This is a genomic window from Rhizobium sp. NLR8a (assembly GCF_019685235.1).
GTDB lineage: Bacteria > Pseudomonadota > Alphaproteobacteria > Rhizobiales > Rhizobiaceae > Rhizobium.
The window spans coordinates 141173-159190 of the sequence record NZ_JABDWI010000015.1 but is presented as its reverse complement, the minus strand read 5'-3'; the positions used below and the strand labels follow the sequence as shown (position 1 = coordinate 159190).

The window sequence follows — 18018 nt, the reverse complement described above, 5'->3', positions numbered from 1 at the left end:
TTAGCGGATTTACCGGCCCTCGAAAAGATGTGGAGAGGCGTGTTGGACACGGAACCAGGAGCGCCCGATCTGAATGCGCCAACGGCTTTAAGATCTGTGTCTAAGCCCGGGGATTGATTCTGCTTTTTTTGACTTACGGCTAACTGGCCCGTGACAGGGCGCCCATGCGCCGCAGCGCCTCGACCTGGTCGTCGACCGTCGGCACGAGTTCGCCGGCGGTGGTGCTCGGCGTGGCCGGCGCCGGGGCCGCCGCTTCCTCTTCGCCGAAGGTGACCGTGCAATTGCGGCCGGCGGCTTTGGCCGCATAGAGGGCTCGGTCGGCGGCCGAGATCAGCTTGTCGATATTGGCGTCGATCGAGGAGGCGAGGGCGACGCCAATGCTGACCGTGACCGGAACGATCGCTTCGCCAGTGCTGACGGGAAGGCGGCAGAATTCGGTGCGGATCGCTTCGGCGATCGCCTCGGCTTCCGTCTGGTCTGTGACGCTCGCGAAGGCGGCGAATTCCTCGCCGCCCATGCGGCCGAAGATGTTGTTTGGAATATATTGCCGGGCCATGCGAGCGAAGGCGGTGAGCACGGCGTCGCCGGACTGATGGCCGAAGCGGTCGTTGACGCGCTTGAAATGATCGAGGTCGAAAAGGATCACCGCGACCTGCCGCTGCTCGCTATGAGCTCTCTCCTGGATGGACTCGAAATAGCCGAGCAGGCCACGACGGTTGAGCACGCCGGTCAGGGAATCGGTCAGCGTCATCGCGCGTAGATGCCGTTCGGAGCGTTCCATGACCAGTCGGCAAGTGAGCGCGAAGGCGATGGTGAGCAAGAAGGCGCTTGCCATGGCGGAGACACCGCCGAGATTGGTCGCCTCGATATCGCTTGGCAGCGTCACCGCCATCGTCAGCGCCGAGCCGAAACACAGGCAGCCCTGGATAACGAACACCCCCATCAGCTTGATGCGGGTGCGCTCGCGGCGCATGTCGCCGGCGGCGACCGCCATGGCCAATGCCGTGGCACCCGTCGCAGAAGCGAGATTATAGAGCACGACGCGGTTGGAATAATCGGTGTTGACCCAGGGCAAAAAGACCCCGGCAAGCCAGATTGCCGGCGGCAGCAGAGCCCACCATTCGATCTTTTTGCGGTCGAGCGCCAGAAAGCCCGCCACCCAGGCGCTCTGGCCGAGCAGCGCGATGGCATTGCCCACCTCGATGGAAAGCAGGCTGGGGATTTCGCTGCGCAGCGAGATCATCGCAAAGCCGATGGCGGTCAGAAAGAAGCCGAGGCCCCAATAGAGATAGGCTTCGTTCCTGACATTGTGGCGCCAGGCGACGAAAAGCACCAAAGCGAGCGTCATGGCCTCCGAACACCAGATGGCGAGACCCGTAGCGATATTGAACACGGCAGCAACCCCTTGCCCGTCGACCTGTCTGTTGGCCCGCATCCTTGCGGAGGAAGCTCGCCAGTTCCTTAATGTCGCTGCACTGCGGCATGATTTTCGGCCGGTATCTGGCGATAGGCTTTCCGTTGAGTAAACGTGCATGAGCGCTGTCGAATGGAGTAACCTTTCCTTCATCCTGTCATGGAGAAAAGCCGGGGAGTCGACATCGAGGGCTCGCGGCCAACAGGCGTTTGCGAGAAAGAGGCTGCCGGCGTCGAAGCCCTGCGGCCTTGCCCTCCTTCTTAACGTTATCCCAATGCGTGTCTTGAAGAGGAGGGCAGGGACACTCTATGTAGGGATAAGACATTTTCTTTGATTCCCGGCCTGCCGGCATGACGTTGACAAAGGACGCACATGAGAAACCCAGTTGATACCGCAATGGCCCTCGTGCCGATGGTCGTGGAACAGACCAACCGCGGTGAACGCTCCTACGACATCTATTCCCGCCTGTTGAAGGAACGCATCATCTTCCTGACCGGCGCCGTCGAGGATCACATGGCGACGCTCGTCTGCGCCCAGTTGCTTTTCCTCGAGGCCGAAAACCCGAAGAAGGAAATCGCTCTCTACATCAATTCTCCCGGTGGCGTCGTCACCGCCGGCATGGCGATCTACGACACGATGCAGTTCATCAAACCTGCTGTGTCGACGCTCTGCATCGGCCAGGCGGCGTCCATGGGTTCGCTGCTGTTGGCGGCCGGCCATAAGGACATGCGCTTCGCCACCCCGAATTCCCGCATCATGGTTCATCAGCCCTCGGGCGGCTTCCAGGGCCAGGCCTCGGACATCGAGCGCCACGCCCGCGACATCCTCAAGATGAAGCGCCGCCTGAACGAAGTCTACGTCAAGCACACCGGCCGCAGCTACGAGGAAGTTGAAAAGACCCTCGATCGTGACCATTTCATGGATGCGGACGAGGCCCAGGGCTGGGGCGTGATCGACAAGGTTTTGACGTCGCGCCTCGAGATGGAAGGCGAGCAGGCCTAGTAATTAATTGGGATGGTGTTTTTGCCGCCACAGTTCTATCTCATTTGTGATCGAACAAGGCTTTCATCTGGCGGCGAAGACGCTAATAGTAACTATTAATGCTATGTTGAATTTTTATGACATAGCATTTGGCATTCGAAGGGGATTCGTTGCCGCCGGAACCCGAACATGGTTGATTGGGACCGGTTCGTAGCCCCTGAAGCCCTTCTCGGCAAAGGCTCCGGAAACGGAGTGCCGCCAGGAGCTGATAGAGTGGACCGCGATTTCGCCTTGAAATGCGGCGTGCTGGAAGGAAAATGATATGAGCAAGGTCAGCGGCAGCAACGGCGGCGACTCCAAGAACACCCTCTATTGTTCGTTCTGCGGAAAGAGCCAGCACGAAGTCCGGAAACTGATTGCCGGACCGACCGTCTTCATCTGCGATGAATGCGTCGAATTGTGCATGGACATCATCCGCGAGGAAAACAAGTCCTCGATGGTCAAGTCCCGCGACGGCGTTCCGACGCCCCAGGACATCATCAAGGTCCTCGACGAATATGTCATAGGCCAGCGCCAGGCGAAGAAGATCCTGTCGGTTGCCGTTCACAACCATTACAAGCGCCTGGCGCACGCCTCCAAGAACGGCGAAGTCGAGCTGGCGAAGTCGAACATCATGCTGGTCGGACCGACCGGCTGCGGCAAGACCTATCTTGCCCAGACCCTGGCCCGCATCATCGACGTTCCCTTCACGATGGCCGATGCGACGACGCTGACGGAAGCCGGCTATGTCGGTGAGGACGTCGAAAACATCATCTTGAAGCTCCTGCAGGCGGCCGACTACAATGTCGAGCGCGCCCAGCGCGGCATCGTCTACATCGACGAAGTCGACAAGATTTCGCGCAAGTCCGACAATCCGTCGATCACCCGCGACGTCTCGGGCGAGGGCGTCCAGCAGGCGCTTCTGAAGATCATGGAAGGCACGGTCGCTTCCGTCCCGCCGCAGGGCGGCCGCAAGCACCCGCAGCAGGAATTCCTGCAGGTCGACACGACGAACATCCTATTCATCTGCGGCGGCGCTTTCGCCGGTCTCGACAAGATCATCTCCGCCCGTGGCGAGAAGACCTCGATCGGCTTCGGCGCGACCGTCAAGGCCCAGGACGACCGCCGCGTCGGCGAAGTCCTGCGCGAACTGGAGCCGGAAGATCTGGTCAAGTTCGGCCTCATCCCGGAATTCATCGGCCGTCTGCCGGTTCTGGCGACGCTCGAGGATCTCGACGAGGATGCGCTGATCCAGATCCTGTCCGAGCCGAAGAACGCGCTGATCAAGCAGTATCAGCGCCTGTTCGAGATGGAAGACGTCGAACTGACCTTCCACGAGGACGCGCTGCGCGAAATCGCCCGCAAGGCGATTGTGCGCAAAACCGGTGCCCGCGGCCTTCGCTCGATCATGGAGAAGATCCTGCTCGACACGATGTTCGAACTGCCGACGCTGGAAGGCGTGCGCGAGGTCGTCATCTCCGAGGAAGTGGTGCGCGGTTCGGCCCGTCCGCTTTACATCTATGCCGATCGCCAGGAAGAAAAGGCCAACGCGTCGGCGTGACCTTGGACTTTCGCACGATTCTTTTGGGGGCTTGCCATTGGCGGGCCCCTTTCTATTTGAAAAACCATGCGAGGCGCTGTTAGTATTTGCAGTGGGGACCGGATATGCCTTTGCCGATGTTGTGCAAGGGTGATGCTTGGCAATGATGCGATGATCTCGTAAGCCTGTTGCCGACGTTGTATTTTAGCCTGGTCGGAAGTGGTAAGCGCCGGTCCAGCCACGCGCTTCATAGTGTTGGCGTTCCGTTGTAATAAAGCTGTCACGTCCGGGGAACGCGGGCGTTAGCGTGGCTTGAAAAGCGTAGTCAGAACCTCCACTTGTAGAGCCAAGTGAGAGCCGGCCGGTCCCAAGCGGCCGTGCAGAGAGCCCGGTAACGGGACGATGGAAAGGACAAAAAAATGACGAAGAAAACGTCTGTAGCGAGCAGCACCGCCTACCCTGTTTTGCCTTTGCGCGACATCGTGGTGTTCCCGCATATGATCGTGCCGCTGTTCGTCGGACGGGAAAAATCGATCCGTGCGCTCGAAGAAGTCATGGGCTCGGACAAGCAGATCATGCTGGTGACGCAGATCAACGCCAGCGACGATGATCCGGACCCTTCGGCGATTCACAATGTCGGCACGGTGGCCAACGTGCTGCAGCTCCTGAAGCTGCCCGACGGCACCGTCAAGGTTCTCGTCGAAGGCCGCGCTCGCGCCGAGATCGACACCTATACCAGCCGCGAGGATTTCTACGAGGCGCTCGGCCATGTGCTCGAGGAGCCCCATGACGATCCGGTCGAGCTGGAAGCGTTGTCGCGCTCGGTCGTCTCCGAATTCGAAAGCTATGTGAAGCTCAACAAGAAAATTTCGCCCGAAGTGGTCGGCGCCGCCAGCCAGATCGACGACTATTCCAAGCTCGCCGATACGGTCGCCTCGCATCTGTCGATCAAGATCACCGAGAAGCAGGAGATGCTGGAGACGACCAGCGTCAAGCAGCGTCTCGAAAAGGCTCTCGGCTTCATGGAAGGCGAGATCTCGGTCCTGCAGGTCGAAAAGCGCATCCGCTCGCGCGTCAAGCGCCAGATGGAGAAGACCCAGCGCGAATACTACCTCAATGAGCAGATGAAGGCGATCCAGAAGGAGCTCGGTGACGGCGAGGAAGGCCGCGACGAGATGAGCGAACTGGAAGAGCGCATCGCCAAGACCAAGTTGTCCAAGGAAGCCCGTGAAAAGGCCGAGGCGGAGCTGAAGAAGCTGCGCCAGATGAGCCCGATGTCGGCGGAAGCCACCGTCGTGCGCAATTATCTCGATTGGCTGCTCGGCATCCCGTGGGGCAAGAAGTCGAAGATCAAGGCCGACCTCAACAATGCCGAGAAGATCCTCGAAGCCGATCACTTCGGTCTCGACAAGGTCAAGGAGCGCATCGTCGAATATCTGGCCGTGCAGGCGCGTGCCACCAAGATCAAAGGCCCGATCCTCTGCCTCGTCGGCCCTCCGGGCGTCGGCAAGACCTCGCTGGCCCAGTCGATCGCCAAGGCGACCGGCCGTGAGTATGTCCGCATGGCGCTCGGCGGCGTTCGCGACGAAGCCGAAATCCGCGGTCACCGCCGCACCTATATCGGCTCGATGCCCGGCAAGGTCATCCAGTCGATGAAGAAAGCGAAGAAGTCCAACCCGCTCTTCCTGCTCGATGAAATCGACAAGATGGGCATGGACTTCCGCGGCGATCCGTCCTCGGCCCTGCTCGAAGTGCTCGATCCGGCGCAGAACTCGACCTTCATGGACCATTACCTGGAAGTCGAATACGACCTCTCCGACGTGATGTTCATCACGACGGCGAATACGCTGAACATTCCGGCGCCGCTGATGGACCGCATGGAAATCATCCGTATCGCCGGCTACACCGAGGATGAAAAGCGCGAGATCGCCAAGCGGCACCTGTTGCCGAAGGCCATCAAGGAACATGCGTTGCAGCCGGAAGAATTCTCGGTCAGCGACGATGCCCTGATGGCAATCAGCCAGCAGTATACCCGCGAAGCAGGTGTCCGTAGCTTCGAACGCGAATTGATGAAGCTCGCCCGCAAGGCGGTCACCGAGATCATCAAGGGCAAGACGAAGTCCGTTCACGTGACGGCCGCCAACATCGCCGACTATCTCGGCGTCCCGCGCTTCCGCCATGGCGAGGCCGAGGGCGAGGATCAGGTCGGCGTCGTGACCGGTCTTGCCTGGACGGAAGTCGGCGGCGAGCTGCTGACCATCGAAGGTGTGATGATGCCGGGCAAGGGCCGCATGACGGTTACCGGCAATCTGAAGGACGTCATGAAGGAATCGATCTCGGCGGCGGCCTCCTATGTCCGCTCGCGCGCTGTCGATTTCGGCATCGAACCGCCTATGTTCGAAAAGAACGACATCCACGTGCACGTGCCGGAAGGGGCGACGCCGAAGGATGGCCCGTCGGCCGGTGTCGCCATGGCAACCGCCATTGTCTCGATCATGACCGGCATCCCGGTCAACAAGCATGTGGCCATGACCGGTGAAATCACCCTCCGCGGCCGTGTGCTGCCGATCGGCGGCCTCAAGGAAAAGCTGCTAGCAGCGCTTCGCGGCGGCATCAAGAAGGTGCTGATTCCGGAGGAGAACGCCAAGGACCTGGCGGAGATTCCGGACAATGTGAAGAACAACATGGAGATCATTCCGGTCTCGCGGATGGGCGAGGTGATCAAGCACGCGCTGATCCGGCGGCCGGAGCCGATCGAGTGGGATGGGACGGTGGAAACGCCCGTCATCACTTCGGTCGAAGGCCTCGATGACACGGGCGCAACCATAGCGCATTGAGTGGCATTTGCCACATTTGTGCCCTATTGGCGCAAAAGACGCAAAAAGGCTGGCGGAAACGCCAGCCTTTTTTGTGAAAACGTCATGGAGACGCTTGCTTTTCCTTGATTTGCAGGGCTTTTGGGTTCCCGGCGGGCCTGATGAAACCTAATCTGCGCCTAGCTTAGATTTGAGTCGTTTCATACCATTTAGAAAGGGGTGGAAACATGAACAAGAATGAACTCGTGTCCGCAGTCGCCGAAAAGGCAGGACTGACGAAGTCTGACGCGGCTTCCGCTGTTGACGCGGTTTTTGACGTTGTCCAGGCCGAACTCAAGAACAAGGGCGACATCCGCCTCGCTGGTTTCGGCAGCTTCACCGTTTCTCATCGCGCTGCAACGAAGGGCCGTAACCCGTCGACCGGCGCTGAAGTCGATATCCCGGCTCGCAACGTTCCGAAGTTCACGCCCGGCAAGGGCCTGAAGGACGCCGTCAACGGCTGATTTGATCGTCCGCCGGCCGTAAACGAGAACGGTTGAGCAGGATTTCGAGGGGTTCGGCGCGCCGGACCCCTTTTTGTTTTGCCGCTTGCCGCAGGCAGCGCTTTGTTTTACGAACGGTGCTGTTCTCAGGGCGGGGTGAAAGTCCCCACCGGCGGTAAGGGCTGCGGCCCGAGCCCGCGAGCGCCTTCCGAGGCTTTGGCCGGGGAAGGGTCAGCAGATCCGGTGCGATTCCGGAGCCGACGGTATAGTCCGGATGAAAGAGAATGAGCATGGCCGCGAGCGGGCAGGGGACTGCCGGCGTCTGCGCGCCGTCGCCTCATGCGTCCTGATTTATGTTGGTCGCCTGCATAATTCCCTAAATCGGAATCGATTTGAGGATGAAATTATGCAGCAATTAAAAGCGCTACAGCGTCCTTTGCGCGTCTGGAAAGACGCGCGGCGCTGTAGTTCTGGGTGGAAGACATGAATCAGAATTCCCTTACAATGCAGCGTTCCCGCGCCTTTGCTGGCGCTGCTTTCATGGTGCTTGGAGGCGTCGCTTTCTCGCTGCTCAACGTCGTCACCCAATGGCTGACCATGAAGCTCGCCTTTCCGCCAGCCTCTGCTGCTTTCTGGCAATATGCCTTCGCCTTCCTCTTCTGCTTGCCCTTCCTGCGCAAATCCGGCCTTGCGGCTATGCGTACGAACTATCCCTGGCGGCACGTCGTGCGCGTCGTCTTTGCCGCGCTCGGCGTCGAGGCCTGGGTTTCCGGTCTTGCCTCAGTGCCGATCTGGCAGGCGATCGCGCTGGTCATGACCTCACCCTTCTTCATCATTCTCGGTGCCCGCCTGTTCCTCGGTGAGCGCGTCGGCGCGGCCCGCTGGGCAGCGACCGGTGTCGGCTTTGCCGGCGCCATGATCATCCTCCAGCCATGGTCGGACAGCTTCACCTGGGCAGCGCTCCTGCCGGTACTCTCGGCACTGCTCTGGGGTGCCTCGTCGCTCATCACCAAGAGCCTGACCGGTATCGAGAGGCCGGAGACCATCATCGTCTGGTTGTTGGTGCTGCTGACGCCGATCAACGGCGGTCTGGCGCTTGCTGCGGGCTTCGCAGTGCCGCCAGGCACGACACTCGCGCTCTTCCTTCTGGCAGGCCTCCTGACGGTCGTGGCGCAGTATCTGCTGACCCTTGCCTATGCCAGCGCCGACGCCGCCTATGTCCAGCCCTTCGATGACCTGAAGCTGCCGCTCAACGTGCTCGCCGGCTGGCTGTTCTTCGGCTATGCGCCCGCCGGCTATCTGTGGCTGGGCGCTGCACTCATTCTTTCCGCGTCGCTCTTCATCATGAGGAACGAGATGCGTCGGGAAAAACAGGCAGCCTGACGCCGACCCTCTGAAATTTTGGGGGCTGTCATGTCTCTGTCATAGCGGTCCCGCAAAACCCCTCTGTTCGATCTTTTTGGACATTGGGGGTTTCCATGACAGTTTCATCCCGCAAGGCAGCGCTCGCTGCCGTGCTTCTCGCATCCGTGGCCTTCCCGGCTGCGGCCGAGCCGGTTTTCAACCGCATCGCCTCTTTCCCGGTCGCTCAGAACCTGCCTGGTGACAAGGACAAGCTGTCGCCGACATCCGCAGAAATCATCACCGCGACCGACGACGGCAACACCCTGATCTATAGCGACAGCCCGTTCGGTGCGATCGGCTTCATCGACATCACCGACGCCAGGGTTCCAAGGGCCGGCGGCGCGCTGATGATGGATGGCGAGCCGACATCGGTCACCTCGAGTGCCGGCAAGGCGCTGGTTGCCGTCAATACCTCCGAAAGCAAGGCCAGGCCCTCCGGCCGCCTCGCAATCGTCGACGTAGCGACAAAGAAGATCGAGAACACCTGCGATCTCGGCGGCCAGCCGGATTCCATCGCCCTCAACAAGGACAAGACGCTCGGTGCCATCGCGATCGAAAACGAGCGCGACGAAGACGTCAATGACGGCAAGATCCCGCAGATGCCGGCGGGCGACCTCGCCGTTTTCCAGGTCAAGAACGGCACCGTCGATTGCGGCACCATCAGGCATGTGGCGCTGACCGGCCTTGGCGGTGTCGCCCCTGAAGACCCGGAGCCGGAATTCGTTGCCTTCAACGGGCAGAACGAGATTGCGCTGACGCTGCAGGAAAACAACGAGATCGTCATCATCGATGCCAACACGGCTCAGGTGAAGGCCCACTTCTCCGCCGGCAGCGTTGATCTCTCAGGCATCGACACCAAACGCGACGGCGCCCTGAAATTCTCGAGCGAATCGAAGGGCGTCCTGCGCGAGCCTGATGCCGTGAAGTGGCTGGACGACAACCGCCTCGTCATCGCCAATGAAGGCGATTACCAGGGCGGCTCGCGCGGCTTCACCATCTTCGACAAGGCGGGCAAGGTTCTCTATGAATCGGGCGCTTCCTTTGAACGCGCCGTCGCCCATATCGGCCATTACCCCGAAAGCCGTTCGGGATCGAAGGGCGTCGAGCCGGAAGGCCTTGAAGCTGCCAAGTTCGGCGACGACCAATATTTCTTCCTGCTTGCCGAGCGCGCCTCGGTCGTTGGCGTCTATAAGGATACCGGCGCCGACCCCGAACTCATGCAGCTTCTGCCGTCGGGCATTTCGCCGGAAGGCGGGGTCGCCATCCCGCAGCGTAACCTCTTTGCGACCGCCAATGAACTCGATCTCGGCAAGGACGGCGGGGTGCGCTCGCACGTAATGATCTATGAGCGTGCGGAAGGCGACCAAGCCTATCCGCAGATCGTCTCCGCCGACAAGGAAGGCACTCCGATCGGTTTCGCAGCGCTTTCGGGTCTCGCCGCCGTTCCCGGCAAACCGGGCATGCTCTACGCCGTCAGCGACAGCGCTCTGGGCTCGCAGCCGACGATCTACACGATCGACGCAACCAAGAAGCCGGCCGTCATCATCGACGCGCTCGTCGTCAAGCGTGACGGCGCTCCAGCCCAGAAGCTCGACATCGAAGGCATCGCGGCGGCGGCCGACGGCTCCTTCTGGCTTGCCTCGGAAGGAAACAGCGAACGCCTCGTCCCGCAGGCCCTCTACAACGTCAATGCCAAGGGCGACATCAAGGCCGAGATCGCCCTGCCTAGGGAACTCGCCGCCAACGAGATCCGCTACGGCTTCGAGGGTGTGACCATTGTCGGCACCGGCGACGATGCCACGCTCTGGATGGCCGTCCAGCGCGAGTGGGGTGACGACGAGAAGGGCTTCGTCAAGCTCGTCTCATACAATCCGAAGAAGAAGGAATGGGGCGCCGTGCGCTATCCGCTCGACAAGACGGAAAGCGGCTGGGTCGGTCTGTCTGAGATCTCCGCCCACGGCGATAGCGTTTACATCATCGAGCGCGACAACCTCGTCGGCGACGCCGCCAGGCTGAAGAAGCTTTACAAGGTGGCGATCTCGGAACTGAAGCCGGCCAAGCTCGGGGGCGAACTGCCGGTCGTGAAGAAGACCGAAGCGCACGATTTCCTCGGCGAACTGAAGACGGCGACCAACGGCTATGTGCTCGACAAGCTCGAAGGCTTCACCTTCGACGCATCGGGCAAGCCTTACGCTGTCACCGATAATGACGGTGTGAGCGACTCGTCCGGGGAAACCCTGTTCTTCCCGGTCAACCTGACCGCCACGAACTGAGTTCGCGTTCCCATCGAACTTAAAGGCCGGGTTTTGCTCCCGGCCTTTTTCTTTTGGCCGATTCGCCCCTGAACGGCCGATGGCCTACGTCATGAATTTGGGCAAGGCAGCCGCCAATGCGTCGACCGCAAGACGAGTCCTGAGCGGCAGGTGCGATGTCTGCAGCCACAGCGCATGACAATCATACGGGAATTCCGGCTCGTCCGGCAGGACCACCACCAGCATCCCTGCCTGCACACGGTCCCGGATAAGCCAGGAGGGCAGCCAGGCGAGCCCCATGCCTGCCGTTGCCGCATCGGCAATGGCATCGAGATCATCGAGCCTCAAACGGCTCTTGGGCCTGATTTCAATCGGTGGCTCGTCGCCGCGTGGAAAAAGCCACGGACGGAACCGGGCGGAGCGGGCATAGACGATAGCATCGTGCCCGCCGAGATCCTTGAGCTGTTCAGGCCTGCCGTGGTCATCGAGATAGGCCGGCGAGGCGCAGACCACCATGCGCTGGCGCGCGACACGGCGCGCAATGACGCCCAATCTATCCTCCAACTCGCCGGTGCGGATCGCGAGATCGTAGCCGCCCTCCGCGAGGTCGACGACAGGATCGCTGAGCGATAGATCAAGTTCGAGATTCGGATGCCGCTGAGCGAGTTCGATTAGGATCGGGACCACGCAGCGCCGACCGAAATGAACGGGCATAGTGACGCGCAGCCTTCCGCAGGGTTCGGAAAGATGGTCGACTGCAAGCGCATCCGCAGCCTCGGTCTCCGCAAGGATCATCCGGCAGCGCTCGTAATAGGCGCGTCCGAATTCCGTCGGGCTCTGGCGCCGCGTCGTCCGGTTGATGAGGCTCACACCCAAGCGCTCCTCGAGAAAGCGGATATGCTTGCCGACCATCGGTCCGGACAGGCCAAGAGCCGCGGCGGCCGCTGCGAATGAGCCCAGATCGACGGTCTTCACGAAGACGGCCATGCTGGTGAGACGATCCATATTGCAAACTCTTGGTTTCTTCTGTCTTACCTCCGGGCCAATTTATCTTCTGGAGGCGGCTTGGCATAGATCATTCGGTTCAATCATTTTGGAGTTGATATCGAATGCCACGCGTAATCCGCTTTCATGAGCTTGGCGGCCCCGAGGTTCTCCGCATCGAAGATGTAGTGATTCCCGCGCCCCAGCCGGGGTTGGTTCAGATCCGTGTCAAGGCGCTGGGCATCAATCGCGCTGAAGCTTTGTTGCGGTCAGGCGCCTATATCGAAACCGCGCCGCTGCCTTCTGGCCTCGGCCTCGAAGCGGCCGGTATCGTCGAGGCGGTGGGCGAGGGTGTGGATGGTTTTGTGCCGGGCGACCGTGTTAGCATCATCCCGCCCATCTCCATGGTCCAGTGGCCGGCTTATGGGGAACTCATAAATTTTCCCGCCGAATTTGTCGTCAGGCATCCGCCGACGCTGTCCTGGGAGGCGGCCGCTGCCGTCTGGATGCCGTTTTTGACGGCCTACGGCGCACTCATCGACACTGCCGGGTTGAGCAAAGGTGATTTCGTCGCCGTTACCGCGGCCTCGAGCAGCGTGGGTCTTGCTGCGATCCAGATTGCCAACAAGGTCGGTGCGATGCCGATTGCGATTACCAGGACCTCCCGCAAGCGTAAGGCATTGCACGATGCCGGTGCTGCGCATGTCCTCGCTTCACAGGAGGAAGATCTGGAAATGAAGCTGAAGGCCGTCGCCGGCCGGGATGGCGTTCGGGTCGTCTTCGATGCTGTCGCCGGCCCCATTTTCGAACCGCTGAGCGCGGCAATGTCATCGGGCGGCATTTTCATCGAATATGGCGGATTGAACCAGGAGCCGACGCCGTTTCCGCTCCCTGCGGTGCTCGGCAAAGGCCTGACGCTACGCGGTTATCTCGTCCATGAGATTCTCCGCGACCCGGCGCGGCTGCAGGCTGCAAAGACCTTTATCTACGAAGGGCTCGCGTCCGGCGCCCTGGAACCTGTCATATCAAGGACATTCCCTTTCGAACAGATCGTCGAAGCGCACCGCTTCTTGGAATCGAACGAGCAGTTCGGCAAGATTGTCGTGACGGTCTGATCCGGTCCTTCTTGGGATGATGTCTCAGGCCCGGCCAAGTGGCCGGGCGGGCTAGAACGGCCCGTCAGAGCTTACCAGCGCTGATGCACATGCGGTGCGATCAGCCGCTCGTAGATTTCACGCGTCGCCGCCATGACATCGGCCGAAAGCGGCGCGAGGTCGGCGGCGGCCGCGTTTGCCTTGGCCTGTTCGGCATTGCGGGCGCCGGGGATGACGACGGTGACCGCTTCAGCCATCAGGACCCAACGCAGCGCGAAGCCAGCCATAGTGGCGCCGGCTGGCACCAGCTTGCGCACTTCCTCGACCGCCTGCAGTCCGACCTCGAAGGGAACGCCTGCAAAAGTCTCGCCGACATCGAAGGCCTCACCATGGCGATTGAAATTGCGGTGGTCGTCGCTGGCGAAATGTGTAAGCCGGGTGATCTTGCCGGAGAGAAGGCCGCTTGCCAGCGGCACGCGGGCGATGATCGCCACGTTCCTGCGGCGTGCTTCCTGGAAAAACAGATGGGCGGGGCGCTGGCGGAAGATATTGTAGATGATCTGAATACTGACGACGCCGGGATATTCGATCGCCTTCAGCCCGTCCTCGACCTTTTCGACGCTGACGCCATAGCCCTTGATCTTGCCGGCCTTCTGCAGCGTGTCCAGGCTCTCGAAGACCTCAGGCTGGTAAAGCACCTCGCGCGGCGGGCAGTGCAACTGCACGAGGTCGAGACAGTCAACCGCAAGATTCTCCAGGCTGCGATCGATAAAGCCCTCGAGATTGGCCCTGGTATAGCCTTCCGCGACATGCGGGGTGAGGCGGCGGCCTGCCTTGGTCGCGACCATCGGGCGCTCGCCGCCGCGTGCCTTCAAGACATCGGCAATGATCTTTTCCGAGCGGCCGTCGCCGTAAACATCCGCCGTGTCGATGAACGTCATGCCGGCATCGAGCGCGGCATTCAGCGCCGCGCGCCCATCCGCCTCGCTGATATCGCCCCAGGAGCCGCCGATCTGCCAGGCGCCGAAGCCGACATTGGTGACGGTGAAGGGCGTGCGGCCAAAAGCATGGTGTTTCATGAACATCTCCCCAGGTTATGAAAGGCACTCGCCTATCAGGCGGGCAACTGTGCGGCAATTGCCAATCCGGCCTTGATCGGTCGCCTCGATCAAATATCGTCCGGAGACAAGGCTTCAACCGCAATGGACGGAAAGGAACGATCATGGAGATTAAACCCGCTGGCTCTCGCCCTTCAACGAAACCGCCGGCCGACTACTTTACCGGCAATGTTCGCCAGGATCCGCTGATCGAGCCGCCGGCGCCGGCCCGGGTGAGGGCAACCTCCGTCACCTTCGAACCGGGCGCCCGCACGGCTTGGCACACGCATCCGCTCGGCCAGACGCTGGTCGTCACCTCAGGCAAGGGCCTCGCCCAGAGCTGGGGCGAGGAGATTCGCGAAATCCGCGCCGGCGACACCGTCTGGTTTGCGCCGCGCGAAAAACACTGGCACGGCGCCGGCCCGGACACGGCAATGACGCACATCGCTATCCACGAGGCATTGGACGGCAGTCATGTCGACTGGATGGAAAAGGTCAGCGACGATCAATATTCCGGCAAGGCGTAAAGCATGTCTCGCAAAAGTGTGCAGCGGTTTTGCGATAAAGACATGCGCAAAAAAGACTAAAGCGCGGGCCAAGCGAATCTGAAGATCGCGCCGCGCTTTAGACGGATCAGAGGCGCTTCAGGCAATAGGAAAAATGCGCGTGTGATTCGACCGTCAGGAATTCGAATTGCCAGCCATAATCCTTGCAGAATTTGGTAACCGCCTCGACGACACCGTAGACGATCGGTTTGACCGTGTTGCCGGTGCAGAAATCATGACCGGCAATGCGTCCTGTCCGCTTCACCTTCTTCTCGCAGAGCAAGAGCTCCTGCCAGGTGAGCTCGAACGAATGGTCGGTGTCGATATAGGCCCAGTCGAGGAAGTCATCCGCGAATTCGGCGAGCTTGTCGAGCGATGTGCCTTGCATCAGGTGCAGCCGGCCGGCGCCGATCTCGGCTGCGAAATTCGTGTGAATCGCGTCGAGCCCGGAGCTGTAGCGATCCATCGACCAGGGATCGATGAGATAAAGCTGGGCGGGGCGATTCTTTTCCAGGATCTCCGCCGTATATTCGCCGAAGGCTGCACCCACTTCGACGCCGATGCCGCCATTCGGGATCCGGTAGAGCAGTTCGCCGCGATCCGGCAGCAGCCGGGCGTTTTCCATATGATGGGCGCTGAGCGGGGTGCGCGGCATGCTCGCCCGCAGCGCCTGCCTTTCTTCACGTGTCTTCATCTCTGATCTCGGGATTGGGGCGGCTGACGGCCCTGGTGCGGTTCGAGGGAACGTAGGACCAGCCGACGCCGATGACAACGGCATGACAAGAATTTGCTTCTTTCGGACAAAGCGTTAAGTTTCGCCTGTGAATGACGAAAGAGCCCTGGGAGGAGCGACTTCATGAGACGGATGTGGCCCGAAGAGTTCAATGCCATCATTGCCGATGCCGAAGAAGTGATGCTGGAATCATCCGCAGAAGCAGGCGCCGGCGAGCCGCTGCACCGGAAGGCGCTGAAGGCGCGCATCGCCATGGAAGATTACGAGCGAATCTGGCCGCTCGCCGAGATGCGCTTCCGATTGGGCGAGGGGCCGTTCGCCGGCAAGGCCATCACGCTCATCACCACCAACCCTCATTATCATCCCTGGCATCCAAAGGATGGCGGCAGCGTCGAATCCGTCTCGGACAGCGGCCGCCACTACAAGACGGATTACCTCGTCGTGCATTTCCTGCTCGATGACGTAAGGGAAACCTCACCTGCCTGATCGGTTGCCCCGGGGTTGCCAACGGCGACGCCGGGGATGCTGACGCCGAGTTGATCTTCACCCTGATGACAATGACGGCGATATCGCTAAGCTCGCCGGACCGATCCTTGCCAATTGGAGGTTCCCATGATGGGCAATGTGCTGGATATTCCGGTCAAGACGGTGGATGGTCGACAGATCACACTGAACGAATACAAGGGCAGGGTGCTTCTGATCGTCAACGTCGCCTCGAAATGCGGACTCACGCCGCAATATGAGGGACTGGAAAGGCTCTATGGCGAAAAGCACGAGCGCGGCTTCGTCATCGCCGCTTTCCCCGCCAACGACTTCAAGGGCCAGGAACCCGGCACCGACGCCGAGATCTTCGATTTCTGCACCACCACCTACGACGTCACCTTCCCGATTTTTTCTAAGATTTCGGTCAAGGGCGAGGCCCAGCACCCGCTCTACCGGCAGCTGACCAAATCGGGCGTGAAGACGACGGGCGAGGGTCCGATGCGCGAACGCCTGAATGCCCACGGCATTTCAGGCGGCGACGAGGATGACATCCTCTGGAATTTCGAAAAATTCCTGATCGGCCGCGACGGCAAAGTCGCCGCCCGCTTTGCGCCCGATGTGACGGCGGATGATTCGCGGCTGGTTTCCGCGGTGGATCAAGAACTGGCGAAGGCATGATTTGCCAAGAGCCGAGCAGGATCTTCAGATCCCGAGCACGGTCACAAGCGGGGGCGTAAAGTCCTTGAAACCCAGTCTCGGCTGGTCGCATCTCCTGTCAAACTTCGTCTTCGATACGTGGCGCTGACAGTTCGGATTCGTTTTGAACGCGTATCCGGGCAGGCTGACATATGTGGCGCTTGGCGCGCCAAGGGCTATCGCGATGCACAGCGTCAATGCGGAGCTGAGAGCCCTCATGGCACACCTCCAGGTGTCATAAGCCTCCAAACGCGAAGACTTTCCGGGCGGCGATTCTCCCACTTTTGCCGGCCCCCATCCATTCGCCCAATAGGAGGTGGCCCGGCGGCCGGAGTAGTCCGTTTTGGCGGAACCTGGTTTCCAGACGGCGCCGCATTTGACCTGCCGGACAGCTATGCTGCGCCGGAACGTCTTGCCGAAGCCGCGTTCCCAGCCGGCAGCCTCTGCAGAGGCAGATAGCTGCGTGAGCCAATCAGCGGCAGATGAGACTGCGGTTGTTGACATCACTCTTTGAAACTTGAGGGGAAGAATGGTGGGCGATGAGAGACTCGAACTCCCGACATCCTCGGTGTAAACGAGGCGCTCTACCAACTGAGCTAATCGCCCATCGCTGGCGAAGCCGATCGGCCTGCTGCGTTGGTGGCCGTCATCTATGCGGATCACGGCAAAACCGCAAGAGTGTTTGTGAAGAATTTTTGATTTTTTTGGCGGTCGTCTGCTGGTCTGCGCTGCCGATCAGGCGCAGTCGGCCTGTGGATAAAGGGGGGGGCGGCGGATTTATCCATTTTGCCTGCGCCGCCGGCTCCCATCGTGCCTCGCTGCGGCTGCGGAGGTTGGAATTGCCGGCTTTCCGTTCTGCCTGCAGCGGCTTTACCGAAACAATTCAGCGACTGTCATGGTTTTGTCTCCAAACCTGCTTGACACTAAAAGGCGAACCCCGTAGTTAGCCGCTCATCGAAACGGCCAGCCGTTTTGGTGAGGGTGCGAAGGCATCCGGATTGCTTGAAATGAAGTGCGGGTGTAGCTCAGTCGGTTAGAGTGCCGGCCTGTCACGCCGGAGGTCGCGGGTTCGAGCCCCGTCACTCGCGCCATTTCAAAGCAGGCGTTCAGGCGCCGCCGTCCGGCTCTTCCGTCCGTCATGCGCGGGTGTAGCTCAGTCGGTTAGAGTGCCGGCCTGTCACGCCGGAGGTCGCGGGTTCGAGCCCCGTCACTCGCGCCATTCTCCTCCGAAAGCCATGCAGTTTCCAGGGGTCAGGCATGCAGCTTGAATCGACTTCTGCGGATTTGTCGCGACATCGTTGCATCTGCTTGATAATGTCCGCGCGCGACGCGTCGAATTGCCGCCGTAAAAGTCTTGCGCCGGGGCGTCGGCTGCGCTAACCACGGCTTGTTGCAACGCACGTTCGCTTGTCGGGCAATTGCCCAAAAGCGCCGTCTGGCGCCTCCGACAAGCAAGGA

At 60.6% G+C, this 18018-nt stretch carries 14 protein-coding genes, 3 tRNA genes and 1 riboswitch; of the genes, 12 read left to right on the top strand and 5 right to left on the bottom strand.

The window, feature by feature from the left end; genetic code table 11:
- Positions 1-139: 139 nt before the first annotated feature.
- On the bottom strand, positions 140-1567 hold the full coding sequence (locus tag HJC04_RS26455) for a GGDEF domain-containing protein (RefSeq protein ID WP_210628307.1): 1428 nt from the start codon (positions 1565-1567) through the stop codon (positions 140-142).
- A 219-nt stretch (positions 1568-1786) separates the two neighbouring features.
- Here HJC04_RS26455 and clpP point away from each other — a divergent pair, with 219 nt between their 5' ends.
- The 6 genes from clpP to HJC04_RS26425 all read left to right on the top strand — a co-directional run bounded on the left by clpP (position 1787) and on the right by HJC04_RS26425 (position 10949).
- On the top strand, positions 1787-2416 hold the full coding sequence (clpP, locus tag HJC04_RS26450) for an ATP-dependent Clp endopeptidase proteolytic subunit ClpP (protein ID WP_038688182.1): 630 nt from the start codon (positions 1787-1789) through the stop codon (positions 2414-2416).
- Positions 2417-2717: 301 nt separating this feature from the next.
- Positions 2718-3995: an ATP-dependent Clp protease ATP-binding subunit ClpX gene (gene clpX / locus HJC04_RS26445; protein ID WP_004680013.1), complete on the top strand. Its 1278-nt coding sequence runs from the start codon at positions 2718-2720 to the stop codon at positions 3993-3995.
- Between the two features lie 398 nt (positions 3996-4393).
- On the top strand, positions 4394-6811 hold the full coding sequence (lon, locus tag HJC04_RS26440; RefSeq protein ID WP_210628306.1) for an endopeptidase La: 2418 nt from the start codon (positions 4394-4396) through the stop codon (positions 6809-6811).
- A 206-nt stretch (positions 6812-7017) separates the two neighbouring features.
- Positions 7018-7293, top strand: a complete 276-nt coding sequence (hupB, locus tag HJC04_RS26435; protein ID WP_003558438.1) for a DNA-binding protein HupB — start codon at positions 7018-7020, stop codon at positions 7291-7293.
- Positions 7294-7410: 117 nt separating this feature from the next.
- Positions 7411-7562: riboswitch (FMN riboswitch) on the top strand.
- A 193-nt stretch (positions 7563-7755) separates the two neighbouring features.
- Positions 7756-8655: a DMT family transporter gene (locus HJC04_RS26430; RefSeq protein ID WP_221147476.1), complete on the top strand. Its 900-nt coding sequence runs from the start codon at positions 7756-7758 to the stop codon at positions 8653-8655.
- Between the two features lie 95 nt (positions 8656-8750).
- Entirely contained in the window at positions 8751-10949 is a 2199-nt protein-coding gene (locus HJC04_RS26425; protein ID WP_221147475.1) for an esterase-like activity of phytase family protein, read from the top strand.
- Between the two features lie 84 nt (positions 10950-11033).
- Here HJC04_RS26425 and HJC04_RS26420 read toward each other — a convergent pair whose 3' ends face one another.
- Positions 11034-11933, bottom strand: coding sequence for a LysR family transcriptional regulator (locus HJC04_RS26420; protein WP_221147474.1), 900 nt, complete (start codon positions 11931-11933; stop codon positions 11034-11036).
- A gap of 104 nt (positions 11934-12037) precedes the next feature.
- On the opposite strand from HJC04_RS26420, the gene HJC04_RS26415 reads away from it, so the two are divergent.
- Entirely contained in the window at positions 12038-13027 is a 990-nt protein-coding gene (locus HJC04_RS26415; protein ID WP_210628302.1) for a zinc-dependent alcohol dehydrogenase family protein, read from the top strand.
- Positions 13028-13098: 71 nt separating this feature from the next.
- On the opposite strand, the gene HJC04_RS26410 is transcribed toward HJC04_RS26415, so the two are convergent.
- The gene (locus tag HJC04_RS26410; RefSeq protein WP_210628301.1) at positions 13099-14085 is read right to left on the bottom strand and encodes an aldo/keto reductase; all 987 of its coding nucleotides are present in this window, start codon (positions 14083-14085) and stop codon (positions 13099-13101) included.
- A 143-nt stretch (positions 14086-14228) separates the two neighbouring features.
- On the opposite strand from HJC04_RS26410, the gene HJC04_RS26405 reads away from it, so the two are divergent.
- On the top strand, positions 14229-14630 hold the full coding sequence (locus tag HJC04_RS26405) for a cupin domain-containing protein (protein WP_210628300.1): 402 nt from the start codon (positions 14229-14231) through the stop codon (positions 14628-14630).
- A gap of 106 nt (positions 14631-14736) precedes the next feature.
- Here HJC04_RS26405 and HJC04_RS26400 read toward each other — a convergent pair whose 3' ends face one another.
- Positions 14737-15342, bottom strand: coding sequence for a class I SAM-dependent methyltransferase (locus tag HJC04_RS26400; RefSeq protein WP_210628299.1), 606 nt, complete (start codon positions 15340-15342; stop codon positions 14737-14739).
- Positions 15343-15504: 162 nt separating this feature from the next.
- On the opposite strand from HJC04_RS26400, the gene HJC04_RS26395 reads away from it, so the two are divergent.
- Positions 15505-15867, top strand: coding sequence for a hypothetical protein (locus tag HJC04_RS26395; RefSeq protein WP_210628298.1), 363 nt, complete (start codon positions 15505-15507; stop codon positions 15865-15867).
- Between the two features lie 126 nt (positions 15868-15993).
- Entirely contained in the window at positions 15994-16542 is a 549-nt protein-coding gene (locus HJC04_RS26390; RefSeq protein WP_221147473.1) for a glutathione peroxidase, read from the top strand.
- Positions 16543-17090: 548 nt separating this feature from the next.
- Here the strand turns inward: HJC04_RS26390 and HJC04_RS26385 are convergent.
- Positions 17091-17166 (bottom strand) — tRNA-Val (locus HJC04_RS26385).
- A 408-nt stretch (positions 17167-17574) separates the two neighbouring features.
- Here HJC04_RS26385 and HJC04_RS26380 point away from each other — a divergent pair.
- Positions 17575-17651, top strand: a tRNA-Asp gene (locus tag HJC04_RS26380).
- 51 nt (positions 17652-17702) lie between these two features.
- Positions 17703-17779 (top strand) — tRNA-Asp (locus tag HJC04_RS26375).
- Positions 17780-18018 lie beyond the last annotated feature (239 nt).